This window comes from uncultured Eudoraea sp. (genome assembly GCF_947258525.1).
Taxonomy (GTDB): domain Bacteria; phylum Bacteroidota; class Bacteroidia; order Flavobacteriales; family Flavobacteriaceae; genus Eudoraea.
Map to the genome: position 1 here is coordinate 1 of NZ_CAMYIP010000070.1, position 19,812 is coordinate 19,812.

The 19,812-nt window shown below is 41.2% G+C and carries 17 protein-coding genes and 1 pseudogene; 1 reads left to right on the top strand and 17 read right to left on the bottom strand.

Annotation, left to right across the window (positions count from 1 at the left end; all coding sequences use genetic code 11):
- From Q0X89_RS05440 to Q0X89_RS05495, 12 genes and pseudogenes are all read right to left on the bottom strand, one after another.
- On the bottom strand, positions 1 to 666 hold a 666-nt coding region (locus tag Q0X89_RS05440), incomplete at its 3' end, for a sulfatase-like hydrolase/transferase (protein WP_297691918.1).
- Positions 663 to 2,726, bottom strand: coding sequence for a glycoside hydrolase family 127 protein (locus Q0X89_RS05445; RefSeq protein ID WP_297691920.1), 2,064 nt, complete (start codon positions 2,724 to 2,726; stop codon positions 663 to 665). The genes Q0X89_RS05440 and Q0X89_RS05445, both read right to left, overlap by 4 nt.
- 39 nt (positions 2,727 to 2,765) lie before the next feature.
- Complete coding sequence (locus Q0X89_RS05450; RefSeq protein ID WP_297691922.1) at positions 2,766 to 3,503, bottom strand: NYN domain-containing protein; 738 nt, start codon at positions 3,501 to 3,503, stop codon at positions 2,766 to 2,768.
- Positions 3,504 to 3,621: 118 nt separating this feature from the next.
- Complete coding sequence (locus Q0X89_RS05455; RefSeq protein ID WP_297691924.1) at positions 3,622 to 5,115, bottom strand: amidase; 1,494 nt, start codon at positions 5,113 to 5,115, stop codon at positions 3,622 to 3,624.
- Between the two features lie 94 nt (positions 5,116 to 5,209).
- Complete coding sequence (locus tag Q0X89_RS05460; protein WP_297691926.1) at positions 5,210 to 6,136, bottom strand: DUF5996 family protein; 927 nt, start codon at positions 6,134 to 6,136, stop codon at positions 5,210 to 5,212.
- A 72-nt stretch (positions 6,137 to 6,208) separates the two neighbouring features.
- Complete coding sequence (locus tag Q0X89_RS05465) at positions 6,209 to 7,495, bottom strand: Gfo/Idh/MocA family oxidoreductase (RefSeq protein WP_297691928.1); 1,287 nt, start codon at positions 7,493 to 7,495, stop codon at positions 6,209 to 6,211.
- Between the two features lie 60 nt (positions 7,496 to 7,555).
- A complete protein-coding gene (gene galK, locus Q0X89_RS05470) occupies positions 7,556 to 8,677 on the bottom strand; it encodes a galactokinase (RefSeq protein WP_297691930.1) in 1,122 nt (373 codons plus the stop codon).
- Positions 8,678 to 8,708: 31 nt separating this feature from the next.
- Positions 8,709 to 9,959 (bottom strand): FAD-binding oxidoreductase, encoded by a 1,251-nt coding sequence (locus tag Q0X89_RS05475; RefSeq protein ID WP_297691932.1) that lies wholly within the window; start codon positions 9,957 to 9,959, stop codon positions 8,709 to 8,711.
- Between the two features lies 1 nt (position 9,960).
- Complete coding sequence (locus Q0X89_RS05480) at positions 9,961 to 10,968, bottom strand: 4-hydroxyproline epimerase (protein WP_297691934.1); 1,008 nt, start codon at positions 10,966 to 10,968, stop codon at positions 9,961 to 9,963.
- Between the two features lie 14 nt (positions 10,969 to 10,982).
- Positions 10,983 to 12,534, bottom strand: a pseudogene (locus Q0X89_RS05485) (aldehyde dehydrogenase (NADP(+))).
- Between the two features lie 11 nt (positions 12,535 to 12,545).
- Positions 12,546 to 13,484, bottom strand: coding sequence for a dihydrodipicolinate synthase family protein (locus Q0X89_RS05490; protein ID WP_297691936.1), 939 nt, complete (start codon positions 13,482 to 13,484; stop codon positions 12,546 to 12,548).
- Positions 13,485 to 13,519: 35 nt separating this feature from the next.
- A complete protein-coding gene (locus Q0X89_RS05495; RefSeq protein WP_297691938.1) occupies positions 13,520 to 14,611 on the bottom strand; it encodes an aldose epimerase family protein in 1,092 nt (363 codons plus the stop codon).
- 299 nt (positions 14,612 to 14,910) lie between these two features.
- Here Q0X89_RS05495 and Q0X89_RS05500 point away from each other — a divergent pair, with 299 nt between their 5' ends.
- Entirely contained in the window at positions 14,911 to 15,255 is a 345-nt protein-coding gene (locus tag Q0X89_RS05500) for a hypothetical protein (RefSeq protein WP_297691940.1), read from the top strand.
- 29 nt (positions 15,256 to 15,284) lie between these two features.
- On the opposite strand, the gene corA is transcribed toward Q0X89_RS05500, so the two are convergent.
- The 5 genes from corA to Q0X89_RS05525 form a co-directional block, all read right to left on the bottom strand.
- Entirely contained in the window at positions 15,285 to 16,352 is a 1,068-nt protein-coding gene (gene corA / locus Q0X89_RS05505; protein ID WP_297691942.1) for a magnesium/cobalt transporter CorA, read from the bottom strand.
- An 85-nt stretch (positions 16,353 to 16,437) separates the two neighbouring features.
- Positions 16,438 to 17,406 carry a zinc-binding alcohol dehydrogenase family protein gene (locus tag Q0X89_RS05510; RefSeq protein WP_297691944.1) on the bottom strand — a complete coding sequence of 323 codons (969 nt, stop codon included), beginning with the start codon at positions 17,404 to 17,406 and terminating at the stop codon, positions 16,438 to 16,440.
- 122 nt (positions 17,407 to 17,528) lie between these two features.
- A complete protein-coding gene (locus Q0X89_RS05515; protein WP_297691946.1) occupies positions 17,529 to 17,771 on the bottom strand; it encodes an acyl carrier protein in 243 nt (80 codons plus the stop codon).
- Entirely contained in the window at positions 17,768 to 18,925 is a 1,158-nt protein-coding gene (locus Q0X89_RS05520; RefSeq protein ID WP_297691948.1) for a dihydrolipoamide acetyltransferase family protein, read from the bottom strand. The genes Q0X89_RS05515 and Q0X89_RS05520 overlap by 4 nt, the downstream gene beginning before the upstream one ends.
- Entirely contained in the window at positions 18,918 to 19,811 is an 894-nt protein-coding gene (locus Q0X89_RS05525) for a transketolase C-terminal domain-containing protein (RefSeq protein WP_297691950.1), read from the bottom strand. Before Q0X89_RS05525 ends, Q0X89_RS05520 begins: the two co-directional genes overlap by 8 nt.
- Position 19,812 lies beyond the last annotated feature (1 nt).

Sequence of the window (19,812 nt, forward strand, 5' to 3'; positions counted from 1 at the left end):
CGCGGGATATGATAAATAGAGAAAAAAGGGAGAAACCCTATTGTGTTCTTTTATACATTTAACGGCATAATCTGTGAAAGCTGTGGTGCTATAAAAATCTTCTGATGGGGGCACATAGTCATTGTCTTCTGCCAAAGAACGAGGATCATAATGGCTGCCTGCTCCGGAGATCATTCCATAAAACTTATCAAAACCTCTTTGCCTTGGCCAGTTACTTTTATCCGGCTTATCTATGACGTAAGGGGTAATATGCCATTTTCCGGACAAATAGGTAGAATAACCCCCTCTTTTTAAAGCTTCGGCAATGGTTACCGCATTGCTACTCAAATCTCCTCTGAATGCAGGCGTTCCCCTGTCATATACCATATGGCCTATTCCTGCCTGTTGGGGATATAATCCGGTAAGCAAAGAGGCACGGCTGGGACAACAACGAGCCCCATTGTAAAATTGAGTAAACCTTAATCCATTCATTGCCAGTTGGTCCAGTACAGGGGTATTAATTTCCCCTCCGAAACAGCCAATATCTGAATATCCCATATCATCTGCAAGGATCAGAATAATATTTGGAGGAAGTTGTTTTTTAGGTTCTTCCTTGGGGGATTCACAACTTTGAAAAAGGATAAGGAGTACCAAAATCACCAACAATGGAGAAACTGTATTCTTCATTGAATAGGAATCTTATTTAACCAAACCGCCATTTCCCCATTTCCCCTATGTGCCCAGGCATAATAAGGGATAGCGGTAAGCGTTGTACTTGTTATTTTGCCCACGCCACCAAGTAAGTCCTGTTCATAAGAATAGTCAAATACTTCATCAGCCGGTACCTGCGAATTCAGTATTCCTTTGGGATTGTCTACTTCTTCAGCGCAAAAAACAAGGGGTCCGCGTTCTAAGGCCATTTTGCCTCTGTTAGCCGTTACAAGTTCATTGCTTACCACTTTCCGAACAGGCATTTCAAACGTAATGGTTATCCTATCATTCCTTTGCCAGTTATTTTCTTCAAGAGTTATGTAGCCATCTACTATTTCATGATTCACACTTTTGCCATTTACTTTTAGGGATACTTTTGGTTTATGTTCATCTGTATAGCTATAAAGATCGCCATCCATGACTTCATTCCGTACCCATCCGGGAACTCTTAAGTTAATTACTGCAGCTGTAGTTGGAGTATTTAATACTTCAATTTCAACCTGCCCATCCCAGGGGTAGTTTGTAGTCTGACTGAGCTGCAGGTATTCGTCTCCCAGGGCAATCTCGGCCTTATTACCCATATAAAGGTTTACGAATATTTCGTTCTCTTTAGTTGCATAGATATAGCCCGGAAGCGAAGGTAAAATGCGTACAACATTTACCGGGCAGCAAGAGCAATCGAACCACGGGGACCTTCCGCAAACACCCTGGTTAAATTTGGTGAATCCATCGGCCTCAAGCGGATTTGGATAAAAGAACGTATTGCCTTCAAAAGAAACCCCGGAAAGAAAACCATTATAGAGTGTTCGCTCAAAAACGTCTATATATTTCACCTCTCCGCTTTTAAGAAACATGCGTTGATTCCAAAGCATTAGTGCAATTGCGGCACAGGTTTCGGTATAAGCCGTTGCATTGGGGAGTTCATAATTGGGTCCAAAGCCTTCATGCCTGGGTTCTGCGCCAATTCCCCCGGTGAGATAAATCTTTTGGTGTACGATATTATTCCAAATTTTATCGAGTGCTTCATCATAAGCGCTCTCTCCGGTCAGCGCAGCTACATCTGTAGCCGCCGCATAGAAATACCCGGCCCTTACGGCATGTCCGACAGCCTCTTCTTGTTCTGCGAGCGGCACGTGGTCTTGCTGATACTTCCCGGCATATTTCCCCTCTGTGGTATTGTGGCCTTCTGCATTGCCCCGCTGATCTATAAAAAATTTGGCAAGGTCCAGATATTTTTTTTCTCCCGTAATGCGGTATAGTTTCACTAACCCAAGTTCTATTTCCTGATGACCCGGGACCCCCATGTTTTTGCCGTGCCCAAATACTTTTTCCACCAGGTCTGCATTTTTAAGGGCAACATCCAATAAGGTTCTCTCCCCGGTTGCCTGGTAATGTGCAACTGCTGCTTCATACAAATGTCCCACATTATACAATTCGTGGTAGGTTTGGAGATTGGTCCATCTTTTAGTTCCTCCACCGTCAGCGGCCTTTTCAGGGTCTATGGTGCGGTTCGTATATAGATATCCATCTTCTTCCTGAGCTGCCGCGATCTTGGCAATCAAATCGTCCAGATAGGATTTGAGTTCGGGATCATCATGTACTTGCAGTGAGTAACTGGCCCCCTCAATTACTTTAAAGACATCTGAGTCATTAAAGTATATGCCTTCAAATTCCCCCTCTTCCAATCCGCCGGCAATGGCAAAATTTCGAATCCTACCTGTTTCCTCACATTTTTTAAAATTATAAGGTAACGTTACTTTCCGATTGGTTTCTATACGGGGAGTCCAGAATTGATCCTCAATTTGAACTGAAGTAAAAGGTACCGGTTGAATGGGGTAATCTAAAATAGTACTATTGGCAGCAGCAAGATCAGTTTGCGGTTCTTTATCCCGGCAGGAAACCGAAAGTAATAGTCCGCTAACCATAAAACACTTAAAAAATAAAGAGGTTAGATGCAATTGGCCCGGATTATTAAGAGAGGGGTTAAAAATTATCTGCGACCATTCTAAAAAAAGATGTAAAATTTTATTTTTCATGTTTTTGGTGGATTATAGGAGTAACCTGATCCAGAATCTTTAGCCTCTTTTTTTATTTTTCACATATATTAATTTATGTCTGCTTTTTGAGCTTTCTCTTTGCTCAATCTCAAATTTTCCAAGAGATTTAATTAAAGGCGTCAATTTCTGAAAACCGTAATTTCTGGGATCAAAATTCGGTTGTTTCTTTTGCAACAAACTACCAACATCCCCCAGAAAAGCCCATCCATCATCGTCTGAAGTATCGTTAATAGTTGTGGCAATTAATTTAATTTCCTTAGAAGTAATTTTGTCTACACTATCTTTGGTTGCTATTTTTTGACTTTCAGATTCTGCCTCCTTAGATTGGTTTTTCAAAATTTCAATATATATAAATTTGTCACAGGCGACAATAAACGGATTTGGCGTCTTTTTTTCTCCGATTCCTATCACTTGCATCCCTGCTTCTCTTAGTCGGGTTGCCAAGCGGGTAAAATCACTATCACTGGAAACCAGGCAGAAGCCATGAACTTTACCGGAATACAATATATCCATTGCGTCAATAATCATCGCTGAATCTGTTGCATTCTTACCGGTGGTATAGCCATATTGCTGTATAGGAGTAATTGCATTTTCCAGAAGTAGATTTTTCCATTTGGTCAACCGAGGTTTGGTCCAGTCGCCATAAATCCTTTTTATTGTAGGGTTGCCATATTTGGCTATCTCTTCCATCATCTCAGTAACATATGCTGACGGAATATTATCACCATCTATTAGCACAGCTAAATTTGAATTCATATCGTAATATTTTATTTAAGAATTTGCGGTTTGTATTTTCTTAAGCTGATTTCTTCGCCGAAGATAATGAATCCTTAATCAAGAGGGTCAGGTATATTGGACTGATTATTTGAAAATTCTAATCATCAATTGCAATTAAATCGGGTCTTTTATCTAAGTGCCCGGTGATCTGCTCATAGGCTAATGCAAACTCCAATACCTTTTTATCATCTCCAAATTTGCCCATGACTTGCATACCCATTGGCCTGCCTTGCGCATCGAATCCGACCGGGACATTAACAACGGGGATACCACCTAAACTACCTAAAATAACCACTTCCATCCAACGATGATAGGTATCCATCTTTCTTCCGTTTATTTCTTTGGGCCAATGGATCTCTTTAGGAAACGGGAATACCTGGGCCGTTGGCAAAACCAGGAAATCAAATTCACCAAACATTCTGTCTAATTCCGTATACCAATTAGTGCGAATTATATTGGCATTCTCTGCATCTTTCTCATCAAAACTCAGGCCTTGTTCAATTTCCCAGATCAACTCTGGTTTAAGTAATTCACGGGTAGTAGGATCCTCGTAATATTCCAGCATATTCATTCGTCCGTAATGGCGCAGCGTGGTCCAGCTCTCCCATAGATCTGACATGGTAAAATTGGGCTGTATGGATTCAACCTGAGCTCCTGCACTGGCTACTTCTGCAAGACTGGCTTCGCATAATTCTATTATTCCGGGTTCCATCGCCAAATAATTATCCAGAGAATCCAGCCAGCCAATTTTGATTTTTTCAAGACTTAGGGGTTTCAAATTATCAAAAACAGGGTTGAGGGCCATTGTCTGTAATAATCTGATGGTATCACGGGTATTGCGACCCATTGGCCCTGAAGTCCAAAGAAGTCGATTATTGGCATCTCCCTCATCCATTACAACAGTTGTACTTGGCCTGAAACCTATCACATTATTAAAGGCACCGGGATTTCTTAAGGAACCCATCATATCGCCACCATCGGCTACCGGAAGCATGTGAGTGCCCAGCCCACACGCAGCACCACCACTACTACCTCCAGAGGTGAGCGCCGGATTGCAAGCACTTCCTGTAGTACCAAATACAGGATTGTAGCATTGAGAACCTAAACCAAATTCCGGAGTATTTGTCTTACCAATAAAGATGGCTCCCTGACTTCTAATTTTGGCTACTAAAGCACTATCTTCTTCAGCTATGCGATCAGCAAACATGGGAGATCCACTTGTATAAGGTAAACCTGCCACCGGGGCCAAATCCTTTACTGCATGCGGCATGCCGTGCATCCATCCCCAATATTCATTTCTGGCCAGTGCCTGGTCTGCCTTTCTGGCCCGACTTATTAACTCATCATCACTTACCATACTCACGATGGCATTATAAACAGGATTATATCGATGGATGCGATCCAGATAGGCCTGCATCACCTCCACACAACTTGCCTGCTTTGTCCGTATTGCAAGCGAGAGGTCAGAAGCGCTTAGATCGGTTAAATCCGAAGAAAGATTCGCTGCAAACAGCCTGCTGGCAGAAGGAAAAGGTAAGGATAGTAAAGTGCTACAGGCTGCCGTATTCTTTAAAAATTGTCTTCGTTTCATAGTGATTTATGAGTATATTGAATTTCTTAATCAAATAGGCAGATAGGCTAATAATAAGTAATAATAAGATTATTAGCTTCATATAAGCTTCTGTTTAAAGTTGATCCAAATCTGGTACAGTAAGCTCGTCTATATTCCATTTCGCCCTCTTGGCACCTGCCTTATAGGTGCTTTCCAAAAAATTGAGCACAGTTTTTCGAGGGGTCGTTGAATTCTTAACATCCTCATATCGCAATAAAGCCATGGGGCTGCCATTGCTGTCCTGCCAGAATGTTTCTTTTGGTTGAAGTGTTTCCTCATCTATACCATCAGGGGAAGGGTAGGTGTAGGAGTAATACATTGGTTCCGGCATATTGGTATCGCCCACCCAAAATCCAAAACTAATTTGCTCATGGGAATAGGTTTCTTTTTCTAAAACCCTTGCAGATTTATCCATAGGAGGTAGCTTCTTCCCGGAGAATCGGGTAACCACTAAATCGAGATGGTGCCAGTAAATATGCACGGGACAGGATTTGCCATAAAAACGGCCGCTAAATTCCTGAAAAACACTGTTATTCCATAGCATCAGTTTCCAAAAGGTATTGATATACTTCCAATGGTAATGATGGTATTCAGTTATCTCATCAAAGCGTTTATCGATATCTACATCAAAGGGTTTTTCAATGAATTTAGGAAATACACCAAGACCATTTATTTCGGCCATAAAGCGCGTATAAAATTCTGCAATACTAGGATTATCATTAAGGGATAATACAATATCTTCACCGGAACTTCGTGAGATGATAACGGCTTTTCTCTTAATATCAAGCTCTATTTCAAAGCTGTCCAGACCTTCATTTATGGGAATACCATGCGTGCCAAAACCCCTGGGGGTTACATAAAGGGTAATATACCACCAATGGTTTTTTCTGGTGGTTGATTTCAATCGTGTCTTACCTATTATTTGTAGTATTAAGTGAATGGTTAAACGAGTGTCTGTCCATTTATCAAAAGGTAATTCCGGAAGTTTCTTAGTTTCCATAATTTTCATTTTCAATTTGATTGATAGATCATTAAGGTCGCATATTTCTTGTTAATTGATCAAGTATTTTAATCAAGCTAAATCCCATTTTTTTCTGGGTTTTCTGTAAAGCAATGCATTTGCTTCTTTGTCTCCGATAAATTTTTCTTTTTCAGAATTCCATTCAAGTTTTCTATTCAGCTGCCATGAGATCAATCCTAAATGCATGGGAAGTGTCATCTCCCTGGCATAAGCCAGATTAGATTCTGAAGGATTACGTGATTTCACGGCATCTACAAAATTCTGCTGGTGGCCGGGAGAACGCATTAGGGTTTTTGGAATTTCAGGAATATCGGTAACTGTCTCCCCGTTGATCGTAATCTCTCGCGTTTCATAATCACAAATCAGCGTACCTTTCTCGCCTTCAAAATAGGCTCCTATCCCTCTTCCGGCTGCACCGGGAACATCCGGAGGTGTTGAAGTCCAGAACAGTTTCAAGTCTTCAAATTCGTAGTCCACATCTATCCATTTAGGGGTATTGGCTATTCCATCCGCTTCTTCTCCTCTTGCTGAAATATGTTTCAGGCCTTTTGGCTGTATGGCCCAGTAAACTACATCAGCTATATGGCACCAGAAATCCGCAAACACCCCACCTGAATAATCCATAAAATAGCGATAGGTGAAATGGCATTTAGCAGGAACATAATCCACATATGGAGCAGGTCCCAGCCACATATCCCAATCCAGAGTTTTAGGAATTGGTTTGACTTTAGTCTCTTTCAATTCCGCAGGTCCTCCGGTTTTCCACAACCTAACCGTATTAACTTTACCTATAGCCCCGGCCTGGATGAGTTCTACCACCCGGTGGTAATTATCAGTCGCATGTATCTGCGTGCCCAATTGAAAAATACGGTTGTATTTCTTTTGGGCTTTGAGCATCATCTGCCCTTCTTTCACATCATATGAAAGGGGTTTTTCGCCATAAACATCTTTGCCCGCCTGAAAAGCGAGGGTCGCTATTTGACTGTGCCAATGATCCGGCGTAGCGCAGGTGATAGCGTCAATATCTTTTCGATCTAAAATCCTACGAAAATCACTGTATCCACTCGCTTTGGAACCCGGTTGCATGCCTTCCAAAGTTTTTAAAGTTTGGGCTAAGTGTAATTCATCTACATCGCAAAGGGCAACCACCTCTACTTCATCCAACCCGGTGAACCATTGCATATGGTTGTTTCCCATTCCACCGACCCCAATATGGGCTACACGAAGTCGGTCACTTGCTGCTACTTTACCTACCAGAGAGGGTAGAAGGGTTAATCCCATAAGGCCCAAGCCACTTTTTTTTACAAATTCCCGACGGTTGTGTTTAGGTACTTTCATAGTTGTGTTTTTATTACACTTTTAAAGTACAAAAAAAAGAGTCACTATTTTAGCCCGAGGTTAAAGGAGAGTTGTACCGGTACTTGGATGTCCTTCAAAATGAGACAGCTTAATATTGAATTCCTTTTCATAGGCTTCAGATACCGATTGAATAAATGAATCTGCGGCATCTTCATGGACCAAATTGATAGTACAACCTCCAAAGCCTCCCCCCATTAACCTGGAACCTAAAACCTCATCCTCGTTCTTTGAAAAATCTACCAAGAAGTCAAGTTCAGGACAACTTACCTCATACAAATTTCGCAGGCCTTCGTGAGTTTCATACATTAATGTTCCAAGCTTTTTTAAATCACCTTTTTCTAAAGCCTCCACCGCATTCAATACCCTTATGTTCTCTTGTACTACATAAGTACATCTATCAAATACCTTGGGACTCATATCAATTTTACCTGCATCTATCATCTCTAAACTTGCATCCCTGAGCGATGAAATGTTTGGATATTTTTTTTGCAGAATGGAAACGCCTTCTTCGCATTCATTTCTCCGTGTGTTATATTCACTACTGGCCAGACTATGAGAGACATTGCTGTTTAATAATACCAATTTGTACGGAGCAATAGAAAAAGGAACATATGTGTAATCCATACTTTTACAGTCCAGTAAGATCACATGATCTTTTTTGCCCATTACTGAAGCAAACTGGTCCATTATTCCACATTTGGTGCCTACATAATTGTGTTCCGCATCCCGGGAAAGTGTTACAATTTCATGTTTAGACAATCCCAGATCAAAAAGTTCATTCAACCCAAAGGCCAGGCCACATTCAAGGGCCGCCGAAGAACTGACCCCTGAGCCAACCGGCAGATCACTTTCTATAGTACATTGAAAGCCTTTTAGTTCTTTATTTCTTTTATAAATTTCATACAACACCCCCAGAATGTAATTTTCCCATTGGGTGTTGCTTGGTGCGATGTGCTTGAGATCAACAAGAAGTGCTTTTTTATACCCCTCACTTCTTATTTCACATTGGGTATCTGTATTGTTTCTCTCAATTGTGAGCCGAATTCTCTTGTCTATTGAAGTAGGTAACACATATCCCAGGTTGTAGTCTGTATGCTCCCCAATAATATTGATTCTCCCGGGAGAATTTACAATCACTTTATCCAAATCCTGGTTACCCATTTCTATTTATTATGGTCTTATACTTTCTTTTTTAAAATTTTCTGTCCGGGTTAAATGGTTTAATATCCATGGCTGTGTTTTTGCCGTCAATAATTTCCGAAACAAGTTTACCTGTTGCCGGGCCAAGACTCCAGCCCATCATGGCGTGCCCGGTGGCAAAAACCAGGTTGCTATAAGATTTACTCCTGCCAATATACGGTAAGCCGTCCGGACTTACCGGCCGAAGTCCGCTTTTAGCATTTGACTTGTCTTCTTTGCTTATTTCAATTTCCGGGTAGTAACTTTTTGCGGCATTTGCAATGGCCTCTACCCGTTCTTTCCTGATAGTATCATTTATTCCTGAAAATTCCATAGTGCCTGCAAAACGGGTAAAACCCTGCATAGGGGTTACCGCTGCTTTAGCTTCCATAAGTACAGCGGGAATACTAATACCGGTAGGCTTTTTTACATTAATTGAATATCCTTTTCCTCCTTGAAGGGGTAGGTTAACAGCCAATTGTTTTGATATTCTGCCACTCCAGGAACCTGCTGCCAGCACAACTTCATCTGCATGGTAAGATGATTTGGATGTGCTTAATTCAGTGATTTTACCTTGGGAAGTTAAAATTTCCCTGACCTCTTCGTTGGTTTTTATGATCACTCCTGCATTTATGAGATGATTGAGCATTTTAGGCATAAATTCGGTTGGGGTAGTATGGCGGTCACATTCATAATGAATGGCCCCTTTTACGTCTAATTTTACATTGGGTTCCAACTTCTTCAATGCTGCATTATCCAGCGATTTTACTTCCAGTCCAAGAAACCGCGCTTTCCGGGCTACTTCTAATTCATCTTCTCCTGCTTTATCTGTTTTATACAGCATGAGCAGGCCTTTATTTTCTAGTTGAAATTCGCCTAAATCACCTGAAGCATATATGTCTTCGAACAAACCACGGCTTAAGATATTAATATCTTTGATTATTGGAATGGCCCTTGCCACTTTCGCTTTAGTTGAAGACTTGTGAAAATACCAGGACCATTTGAAAAAATCAGGATCCCAACGTGGTTTCAAATAAAACGGACTTGCCGAATTAAACATCCATTTAATGCCTTTAGCAATCATTCCCGGAGAAGCCAGTGGAATAATATGGCTAGGAGTTATGTAGCCTGCGTTTACAAAAGAAGCCCCGGCAGTAATATCAGACTTATCTATGACCGTTACCTGATGCCCTTCCTTATTAAGATAATAGGCAGAACTCAATCCTGCAATTCCGCCACCAATGATAACTATACGCTTACTCATATTAAATTACCTGAAAGCCCTCTGCAAAGGGGTCATCATCATCAATGATTATTTTATTGTATCCATAAATCCTGGCCCATCCTTGAATGCTTGGGATAATAGCCGGTTGGTTATCTAAAGTAGTAACTTCTTCAATACGTCCTGTAAATTGGGACCCAATAAAACTCTCGTGGATAAAGTCTTCGCCTGGTCTCAGGAGGCCTTTTGCATGCCATTGGGCCATCCTGGCGGAGGTCCCTGTTCCGCAGGGCGAACGATCAATAGCCTTATCCCCATAAAAAACAGCATTCCGGGCGCTCGCATTTGATGCTAAAGTTTTGCCGGTCCACAGAATGTGGCTCACATCTCTGATGGTTTCATTTTCCGGATGTACAAATTGACCAGCATATTTTATATTGATAGCTTCCCTAATTTCCCGACTATACTGAATGAGTTCCGTGGCGGTATAATCCTGTAACCCATTAAAGTTTTTCTGAGGGTCTACAATGGCATAAAAATTCCCGCCATACGAAACATCAAAAACTATGGTGCCTAAATAAGTGCTTTCGACACTTAATTCGCTGGCTGCGAGAAAGGATTTTACATTGTTGAATTTTACCCAATCTACTTTTTTATCTGTTTTCTGATATACAACTTCTACCAAACCTGCAGGAGTTTCAAGCCTTATCTTTCCGGGGATTTTGGGGTGTATGAGCCCTTCTTCAATTCCTATAGTAATAGAACCAATAGTACCATGACCGCACATAGGTAAACAGCCACTGGTTTCTATAAATAAAATACCAAGGTCGTTAACAGGTTCTGCAGGAGGGTAAAAAATACTACCACTCATCATGTCATGTCCGCGAGGTTCAAACATAAGGCCTTTGCGAATCCAGTCATACGATTCTAAAAAATGCTGACGCTTTTCACTCATGTTCCGGCCTTTCAGATCCGGGCCACCCTGGGCAACAACCCTTACGGGATTACCGCAGGTATGAGCATCTATACACTTAAAGGTTGTTATTGCCATTGGCCTGTAAACGGTTAAATCGCTGCATCTGTATAAACCCCATTCACCAGTCGTAAAATTTGCAGGGGATTCCCATCTTTAAGAGCATCCGGGAGAAAATCCTGAGGCCAGTTTTGAAAGGCAACCGGTCTAACCCAACGTTTTATGGCATAAGGGCCTACCGCGGTAAACCTGCTATCTGTTGAGGCAGGAAATGGTCCGCCATGCACCATAGAGGGACAAACTTCTACTCCGGTAGGAACGCCATTAAAAATAATCCGGCCAACCCTACTACCGAGGGCAGCCACAATATTTCCATGTTCACCTACTTCGTCCTTCCAAATGAGTTAGTATGGTTGTAAGTTCAAGAGCGTCCTCACACTGAACAACAATAGAAAAGGGGCCAAATACTTCCTGGTGTAGTTTAGGATTCTCAAGAAAATTTTTTCCTTCGGTTGTAAGCACAAGCTGTTGGGCGAAATAGGGCTGAGATTCTGTTTCAAAATTTGCTATAGGACTGGTACCCGACTGTTCAGAAGCTATTTGCTTGCCTTTTTCATAATTACCGTAAATATTGGGATGCAACATACAACTGGGTTCCAGTTTCGCAATTTCTTTCCCAAGGGAACTGATAAAAGTGTCTAAGGCTTCACTTTTAAGGCCTAAAATAAGTCCGGGATTGGTGCAAAATTGTCCTGCCCCAAGCATTATTGACCCCGCATATTGTTCTGCCCAATAATTGCCTTTTTCATCCAGGGCAGATGGAAAAATCACTACAGGATTAATACTGCCCATTTCCGCGAAAACCGGAATGGGTTCAGGACGTTCGCCAGCTAATTTTTGCAGGGCTGTTCCACCTCTTATACTTCCGGTAAATCCGACCGCTTTTATCGCCGGGTGTTTAACAAGTTGCTTGCCTACTTCAATTCCACTGCTGTTTAAGTTGGAAAAGACCCCATTGGGCATATCGGTCTTTTTTGCCGCTTTTTGAATGGCTGAGGCCACTAGTTCGCCGGTTCCGGCATGCATTGGATGACTCTTTACAATAACCGGACAACCTGCTGCTAGAGCACTGGCGGTATCGCCACCGGCGGTTGAATAGGCTAGTGGAAAATTACTGGAGCCAAATACCGCGACTGGTCCTATAGGGAAAAGCATCTTTCTTATATCAGGTTTTGGTACAGGGGTTCTGTCTGGCAGGGCCGTATCTATGCTGGCCTCCTGCCAGGAACCATCTTCCAAGGTGTTGGCAAAAGTTCTTAACTGACCTACCGTTCGGCCACGTTCTCCTTTCGCCCTTCCTTCGGGTAGGCCGCTTTCCTGACAATAAGTTTCAATAAGCACATCACCAAGGGCTTCTATTTCATCGGCAATTACTCTTAAAAAGACTGCTTTGCGTTCCGCTGTAAAATTTCTGTAACTTTCAAAAGCTTCAGAGGCAAGTTTTGCTGCTTCATTCAGCTCCTCCTCTGTGGCTTCATAAAAGGTCCATTCGTTTTCCAGATTTAATTTAGGATTAAAAGTTTTATAGGTGATGCCTCCTTTGGCTGAATATTTATTTCCAATATAATTTTTCCCTGTAATCATAGTCGTGTTTGTTATGCAGTATGAAAAGTTGATTTTTTCAAAGCTTGATAATCCGGTAATTTGGGTCTGGTTTTCATCCCTTCTTCAATAATTTTTAAGACCCTTTGGCGTTCCTCTCCGCGAAGAGGCAGCCTTGGAGCCCTGACGTTTTCCGTACCTATACCTGTGGCAACTTCAGCCAGTTTGATATTCTGCACAAGTTGCGGGCTGATATCCAATTCCAATAGCGGTAAAAACCAGCGGTATATTTCCAGGGCCTCGGCAATTCTGCCAGCTTTTGCAAGTTCAAAAATTGCTACAGTTTCCTGGGGAAAGGCACAGACCAGGCCGGCCACCCAGCCTTCAGCCCCCATTAATATACTTTCAAGTCCAAGGGTATCAACGCCCGTAAGAACTTTTAACCGATCTCCGAATCTGTTTCGCATCCGGGTAATATTAGAGATATCGCGAGTAGATTCTTTTACTGCCTGTATGTTGTTGCAGTTTAGCATTTCTTCAAACATATCCAGGGTAACTTCAATTCCATAATCTACCGGATTGTTATAGATCATGATGGGCAGTTCTGTACTTTGGGCAATGGCCTTAAAATAAGTAACCGTTTCAAAATCATTTGCTTTATAGCGCATGGGGGGTAGCATCATAAGTCCGCTTGCACCATATTTCTCTGCGTTATTTACAGCCTTAATAGCCCCTTTGGTAGATTGTTCGGCTACGTTTATGATAACGGGTATTTTCCCATCTACAATACCCACTGTAGTCTCAATCAGAATCTTCTTTTCATCGTCAGAAAGTGTACTGGCCTCCCCCAGGGTACCCCCCAGAATAATTCCGCTAACACCTGCCTCAACCTGGGCATTTATATTAACCTCAAACATTTTTAAATCCAGAGTATCCACCTCTGTGAATTTGGTAGTTACAGCGGGCATCACGCCCTTCCATTCTACTTGCATAGTTATTACGAATTAGTTGAAATATGTAAAATTACTTATTTTACCACATCGAATTTATAAACGGTTGTGGATTTGTATATCTCACCCGGTTTTAACAGAGTGCTTGGGAATTTTGGTTGGTTTGGTGAATCAGGAAAATGTTGTGTTTCCAGGCAAAAAGCATTTCTTTTCGCGTAAGGTTTTCCGCTTTTACCAATGCTGGTCCCATTTAAAAAATTACCCCCGTAAAGTTGAACTCCCGGCTCGGAGGTATATACTTCCATTATGCGGCCGCTAACAGGTTCGGTAACCCTCGCAGCCAGGACAAGTCCTTCACTATTTTTAGGAGATTCATTGAGAACAAAATTATGATCATAACCTCCCCCAATAACCATTTGTGCATGATTGCTATCCAGATCTTTGCGAATTGTTTTCGGGTTGGTAAAATCAAAGGCTGTGCCGTCAACACTTTCAATGGTCCCAACAGGGATAAGTCCGGCATCAACAGGAGTGTACCCTGAAGCGTTAATCATCATAATATGATCATTAACATCACCCTCGCCTTCGCCCTTAAGATTAAAATAGGAATGGTTGGTTAAATTTATAACAGTGGTCTTATCAGTGGTTGCTTCATAGCTGATTGTTAATTCATTTTCATCTGAAAGGTTGTAGGTTACTTTTACATCCAGGTTACCCGGATAGCCTTCTTCCATATCAGGAGAAACACGTGTAAATTCAATTTGATTGGCTGCCGTTTGCCTCGCTTTCCATATGACTGCGTCAAAACCAATAGTGCCACCGTGCAAATGGTTTTCCCCGTTATTCTTCGCTAATTTATATTTGATTTTCCCTATGGAAAACTTGCCTTTTGCTATTCGGTTTCCATACCTGCCAATAACTGCTCCGAAGTTGTTTTTAGGGCCATTTATGTAGGCGTCGAGTGTGGGTAAACCAAGAACTACGTCCCCCATCTTCCCATCCTTATCCGGCACATGTAAGGCAATTAATCGTTGTCCGTAATTCGTGAAATCAGCTTTTAGTCCGTTTTTATTAGTCAGGGTATATAAGTTAACACTATCACCATCAATAACGGCTTTAAAATCATCCGGATTTATTGTATTGGCATATAAAATCTTTTTTTCTTCCATCACGGTTTCTTTATTGGTTAGCTTATTCTTACAACCTAAAAATATGATAGAACAAAGGATTAAGAAATATAACGAATTGAACTTCATAAGATATTTTTTATTGGACGATTAAAAGTAAGGAAAAGTAGGGAGGAATGGGAGAATCCGGAAATAATATTGTAGCTAAAATGCAATTAATTTAATATAACAAAATGTATTTGGCAAAGGGGAAATTGTATTCAATAAAATATTCATATTTTAGACTAATGAGAGCAGTTTTCACGTCTACTTTAGTTCTAGTGCTTCTTATCCAATTTTCAATGCGAGGACAAGTAGAACAAGATAAGGCCCTTCACTTTGCGGCCGGGGCATTTGCTGGTGCAACCGGTGCTTTAATTGCCTCTAAAGTAACCAAGAGAAATCGTTTTTGGACGGTAACCGGTTCTGTTGCAGCAAGTTTTTTGGCCGGATTAGCCAAAGAAGCAATTGATAAGGGGAATGGCGGTGAATGGGATAATGGCGATTTGGGTGCAACAGTCCTAGGAGGAGTTACCGTTGGCGTTAGTATTGAATTGTTTTCTAAAAAAGAAGGTAAATACTATGTAAAGAGGAACAAATCAAAAAGGAAAAATAAAAAGAAGGATAAATCCATGGCGCTCTACTGATTGTATAAATTTTTATAAGGACCTCCATTTTAAAGCCACTCTTTGCGCTTAAAGTAGTAGAGCATGGCTAAAAATACTACAACCATAACACCCCACAGCACAAAATACCCATATTCAAATTTAAGCTCGGGGATGTTTTCGAAATTCATTCCATAGACACCCGCTATAAAAGTAAGCGGGATAAAGATGGTTGCCATAATTGTGAGTACTTTCATTACTTCATTCATGCGGTTACTAATAGTAGTCATGTGCATGTCCATAAGACTCCAGATTAATTCTCTCTGAATATCTATACTCTCCGATACCTGAATTACATGATCATACAAATCCCTGAGGTATAATTGCGTTTTTTCGGTAATAAGTGAGGGATCAACTTTATCTATGTGGTTAACTACTTCCCGAAGGGGGTATACTGCACGTCGTATTTTAAGAATTTCCCGTTTGAGACCGTGGATTTCATGGATGAGATCCTTATTTGGTTTTTCCGAAAATAAATTTTCCTCTAATTCTTCAATCTTTTCCCCCATTATTTCCATAAGGTTAAAATAATTATCCACTATGGCATCCATAAGCGCATAAAGTAAGTAGTCTGCACCATTGCTCCTTACGCGGCCCTTACTATTTCGCAATCGGTCCCTTACAGTATCAAAAACATCCCCATCTGCTTCCTGAAAAGTCAAAACATAATTGGAACCCTGAATAAAACTAATATTTTCGAATTTCAGATTCTGATCTTTATCAAAATAGAGCATTTTTAAAACCACGAAGATATATTCCTCATGCTCTTCCAGTTTGGGTCTTTGCTGGGTATTGGCAATGTCTTCAAGGATCAGGGGGTGCAGCTCAAAATCTTTCCCTAATTTTTCAATCTCCTTTACATGATTGAGCCCATTGACATTAATCCATGTTATGGTGTCCTTGTTTTCAAAAGAAAAAACTTCTTCAATATTTTTGAGTTTCTTCTCATCCAGATAATCCTTGTTGTAATCAAAAACATCTATAAATAGATCTTTGCCGGCCTTTTTTCCAACGTAGACCACAGTACCCGGAGCTAATCCTGTTTTTCTTGAAGCTTTTGAAGAAGTAGTTTTTTTCATGTTTTAGCTTATGCTTTTATAATGTAGGAAAATTAGAAACGCCTTACAATAGCTTATTTAAGCAAGTATAAGGGGGACTATAGACCTATAATTCTACTACCAGTTTTCCTTTTGCCTGATTACTTTCCATATAGGTATGGGCTTCAACAATCTCCTCCAGACTAAAAACCTTGTCAATATTAAGCGTTATTTCGCCATTCTCAACGGCATCAATAAAATCCTGCAACAATTCTTTTCTTAAATTAGCCGCGTCTCCCATGTAAACAGTTAATCTTCCCAAAGAAGGGATGTCACCCATGGGGGTAAACTCCTTAAGGGTCCATTCACCGCCAAGTATTCCTGTCATGCAAACTATACCTTTGGGTTTAATACACTTCAAAGAGTCTTTCAGGGTTTTTATTCCAATTAATTCCAGGACCTTGTTTACGCCTTCGGGGAACAATGTTCTTAATTCCGGAGAAACTGTTCCATTATCTATAAGGACATGATCTGCCCCGTTTTCAATAAGAAATTTCTTTTTAGCTTCATTTCTGGTGGTAGAAATAACGGTGAGTCCCAAATGTTTTGCCAGCTGGCAGGATAGCATGCCTATGGACGATGTGCCACCTCTTATAAGTAATGTTTCTTCCTCATTGACCTCGAGTGCCTGCGTTAAAGACCCCGAAACAGTTTGAAACATCTCCGGAATAGCACCAAGGGTACTCCATGGTAAATTGCTTTTAAAGGGAAATACGATTTGCAGTGGTACCAGGGTATACTCTGCGTAACCACCATCAAATTCCCTTCCCATACCGCCCATGATAGCGGCTACTTTCTGACCTTTGGTATATGTTCCTGATAAGTCTTCTTCAACGGTACCCACACATTCTATACCCTGAATTCTGGGAAATACAACATTTGGGGAATGGCCCTGACGGGTAAACATTTCGGATCTGTTTAACCCAAAAGCCTTTATTTTTATTAAAACCCAACCACTTTTGGTTTCCGGGACAGGTTTCTCCTGAATTTCAATGACTTCCGGACCGCCAGATTTTAATGTAATTGCCGCTCTCATATTCTTCGTTTCTTTCAATAAACTTAGGTATTTAATTTGATTGATAAAACTAGGGAGACTCAAAAAGAATATAATCTAATAGTAATTTTAGATCTGGTATTGTTAAAAACTAAGTTAAGCGTCTATTTTGAAGTTTTTACATATGTTATCAGAGACCTGAGGGTAGTTATTTTGCCATAATCCTCTTCCGGGGTTGTGATCCCGAATTCCTTGTCGAGACTAATTATGAGTTGCAGAAAATCGAATGAGTCGATACCAAAAACTTCCCTGATATTGTCATCCATTCCGAGTTCTTCGGGATCAATGTCCGGTGCTATTTCTTGCAGCAATTTAAGGATAGTTACTTTTGTTTCCTCGTCTTTCATAGGGCTTCGGGCTTTTGTAGATTCCTCTTAAGGGCCATCAAAAACCTGCTCCCCAGATAACCATCAATGGCCCTGTGGTCTGCGGCGAGTGTGACATGAACAACGGGGCGGGCGCTTAATTCACCATCCTCCGCCCATGCTTCTTCCACAATATTGCCGAATCCTAAAATGGCAACCTGAGGCGGATATATAACCCCAAAAACTTTGTCCGTGCTGCCTTCCCCAATATTGGAAATTGTAATGGTTGATTCGCTCAATTCGGAACTTCTTAATTGCAATGCCCTTGCACGCGGTATCAAATCATTCAAAAGGGCCATTAACTGCTTCAGTGATTTTTTGTCATCCTCCCGTATTGCCGGAGTCACAACGCCTCCTTTGCGCAATGAAACAGCAAAGCCTATATTGATCGCATTTTTCAACTTCAGACCATTTTCCCAAAAAGCATTAACCGATGGCACTTCTTTTATCGCTTTCGCTGTTGCTTTAATCAGCAGTGCAACAGCCAGCAACCTGTCTTTAAGCTCCCTTTCCTTATTTGATTCACGCAACCAATTGAGCGCTTTTGTCATATCAATCCTTGTCTCAAGGTAAAAATGAGGAATCTCTTTGTTGGACTTGCTCATGGCAGAAGCAATTGCCGTTCGCAGACCTTTCGCAGCTATTTCTTTTTTGCCTCCAGTAACCTCTACATGCGATTCCACTTTCTTAGCAATAGCCAGGTCGATATCCTTTTTTATAATACTACCTTCCGGACCGCTTCCTATTATGGTTGACAGATCGATTCCTTTTTCCTTCGCAATTTTTTTTGCCAGGGGGGATATCTTTAATCGATCATCAACTTTTATTGAACCCTCTTTTACCATCTTTTTTATAGGTTCTTTTTTAATCATCAACTTCTTTTTGGCAGACACTTTTTCTCCAACCGGGATGATGATGGCCATTATAGTTCCTACAGGAACTTTTTCCCCTTCTTTGACAATAAGCTCATCGATGGTGCCTTGATCAAAGACTTCTATTTCAATCAAACCTTTTTGGGTATCAACATCGGCTATGATATCACCTCGTTTAACAAAATCGCCAGATTTTACCCTCCATTCTACGAGCGTACCATCCTCCATATCGGCGCCAAGACTGGGCATTGTAAATTCAATCATTCTGTATCATTTTTAAAGCCGAGTCAACGATATCCTGTTTCTGTGGAATCGATGCATCCTCCAAATGTTTGGGATATGGAATAGGCACCTCAATTCCGCAAAGCCGTTCAAGGGTTTTAGCTACAGAATTTATAATTGTTTCATTATCGATAGGATTGAGGACACGAAGATCAATTATTTCTACATCAATTCCGGATGAAGCCAATATTTCTGCCGCTGCCAAAGCTTTGTATACTCCAGGGCCATATGTAATGATCGAAAGATCTTTTCCTTCCCTTCGTACTTTAGCTTTATCAATATCTACTGCCCCTGAACCGGACGGGATTTCCGATTCCATGTTGAGCAGGGAAGTATACTCAAAAATAACCACGGGATCAGGACTTTCCAGGGCAGTTAAGAGCATTCCCCTTGCATCCTCATGTGTGCCGGCTGAAACGATCTTTAATCCCGGAATATGGGCATAGAATGGTTCCCAACTGTGAGAATGCTGTGCCGCCAGCTGGTTGCCTATTCCTGAATTCATTCGGATAACCACCGGGACGTTTATCTGACCTCCCGACATATGTAATAAAGTAGCGGCATTGTTAATGATCTGGTCTAGTGCAAGCAGGCTGAAGTTTACCGTCATAACTTCCACTATGGGCCGCATCCCGGCCAAAGCAGAACCTATACCTGCTCCTACAAAACCTGATTCTGACAGAGGTACATCCATGATACGATCTTCACCAAATTCCTCAAGGAATCCTTTACTGACTGCAAAGGCACCTCCATAGCGCCCCACATCTTCTCCCATCAGGAATACTTTATTATTATTGATCAGGGCTTCGTGCATTCCCTGTTTTAGGGCCTCCCTATATGTAATTTTCAATGTTGTTTTATCAGTCATG

What these genes read in the sequence shown, in the direction of transcription:
- galK (WP_297691930.1), bottom strand. Translation starts at nt 8,677, where the DNA reads ATGGGTAACCAGGATTTGGATAAAGTGATTGTAAATTCTCCCGGGAGA.
- Q0X89_RS05490 (WP_297691936.1), bottom strand. Translation starts at nt 13,484, where the DNA reads ATGCAAGTAGAATGGAAGGGCGTGATGCCCGCTGTAACTACCAAATTC.
- Q0X89_RS05445 (WP_297691920.1), bottom strand. Translation starts at nt 2,726, where the DNA reads ATGAAAAATAAAATTTTACATCTTTTTTTAGAATGGTCGCAGATAATT.
- Q0X89_RS05465 (WP_297691928.1), bottom strand. Translation starts at nt 7,495, where the DNA reads ATGAAAGTACCTAAACACAACCGTCGGGAATTTGTAAAAAAAAGTGGC.
- Q0X89_RS05460 (WP_297691926.1), bottom strand. Translation starts at nt 6,136, where the DNA reads ATGGAAACTAAGAAACTTCCGGAATTACCTTTTGATAAATGGACAGAC.
- corA (WP_297691942.1), bottom strand. Translation starts at nt 16,352, where the DNA reads ATGAAAAAAACTACTTCTTCAAAAGCTTCAAGAAAAACAGGATTAGCT.
- Q0X89_RS05520 (WP_297691948.1), bottom strand. Translation starts at nt 18,925, where the DNA reads ATGATTGAATTTACAATGCCCAGTCTTGGCGCCGATATGGAGGATGGT.
- Q0X89_RS05455 (WP_297691924.1), bottom strand. Translation starts at nt 5,115, where the DNA reads ATGAAACGAAGACAATTTTTAAAGAATACGGCAGCCTGTAGCACTTTA.
- Q0X89_RS05475 (WP_297691932.1), bottom strand. Translation starts at nt 9,959, where the DNA reads ATGAGTAAGCGTATAGTTATCATTGGTGGCGGAATTGCAGGATTGAGT.
- Q0X89_RS05450 (WP_297691922.1), bottom strand. Translation starts at nt 3,503, where the DNA reads ATGAATTCAAATTTAGCTGTGCTAATAGATGGTGATAATATTCCGTCA.
- Q0X89_RS05510 (WP_297691944.1), bottom strand. Translation starts at nt 17,406, where the DNA reads ATGAGAGCGGCAATTACATTAAAATCTGGCGGTCCGGAAGTCATTGAA.
- Q0X89_RS05515 (WP_297691946.1), bottom strand. Translation starts at nt 17,771, where the DNA reads ATGAAAGACGAGGAAACAAAAGTAACTATCCTTAAATTGCTGCAAGAA.
- Q0X89_RS05500 (WP_297691940.1), top strand. Translation starts at nt 14,911, where the DNA reads ATGCGAGGACAAGTAGAACAAGATAAGGCCCTTCACTTTGCGGCCGGG.
- Q0X89_RS05480 (WP_297691934.1), bottom strand. Translation starts at nt 10,968, where the DNA reads ATGGCAATAACAACCTTTAAGTGTATAGATGCTCATACCTGCGGTAAT.
- Q0X89_RS05495 (WP_297691938.1), bottom strand. Translation starts at nt 14,611, where the DNA reads ATGGAAGAAAAAAAGATTTTATATGCCAATACAATAAATCCGGATGAT.
- Q0X89_RS05525 (WP_297691950.1), bottom strand. Translation starts at nt 19,811, where the DNA reads ATGACTGATAAAACAACATTGAAAATTACATATAGGGAGGCCCTAAAA.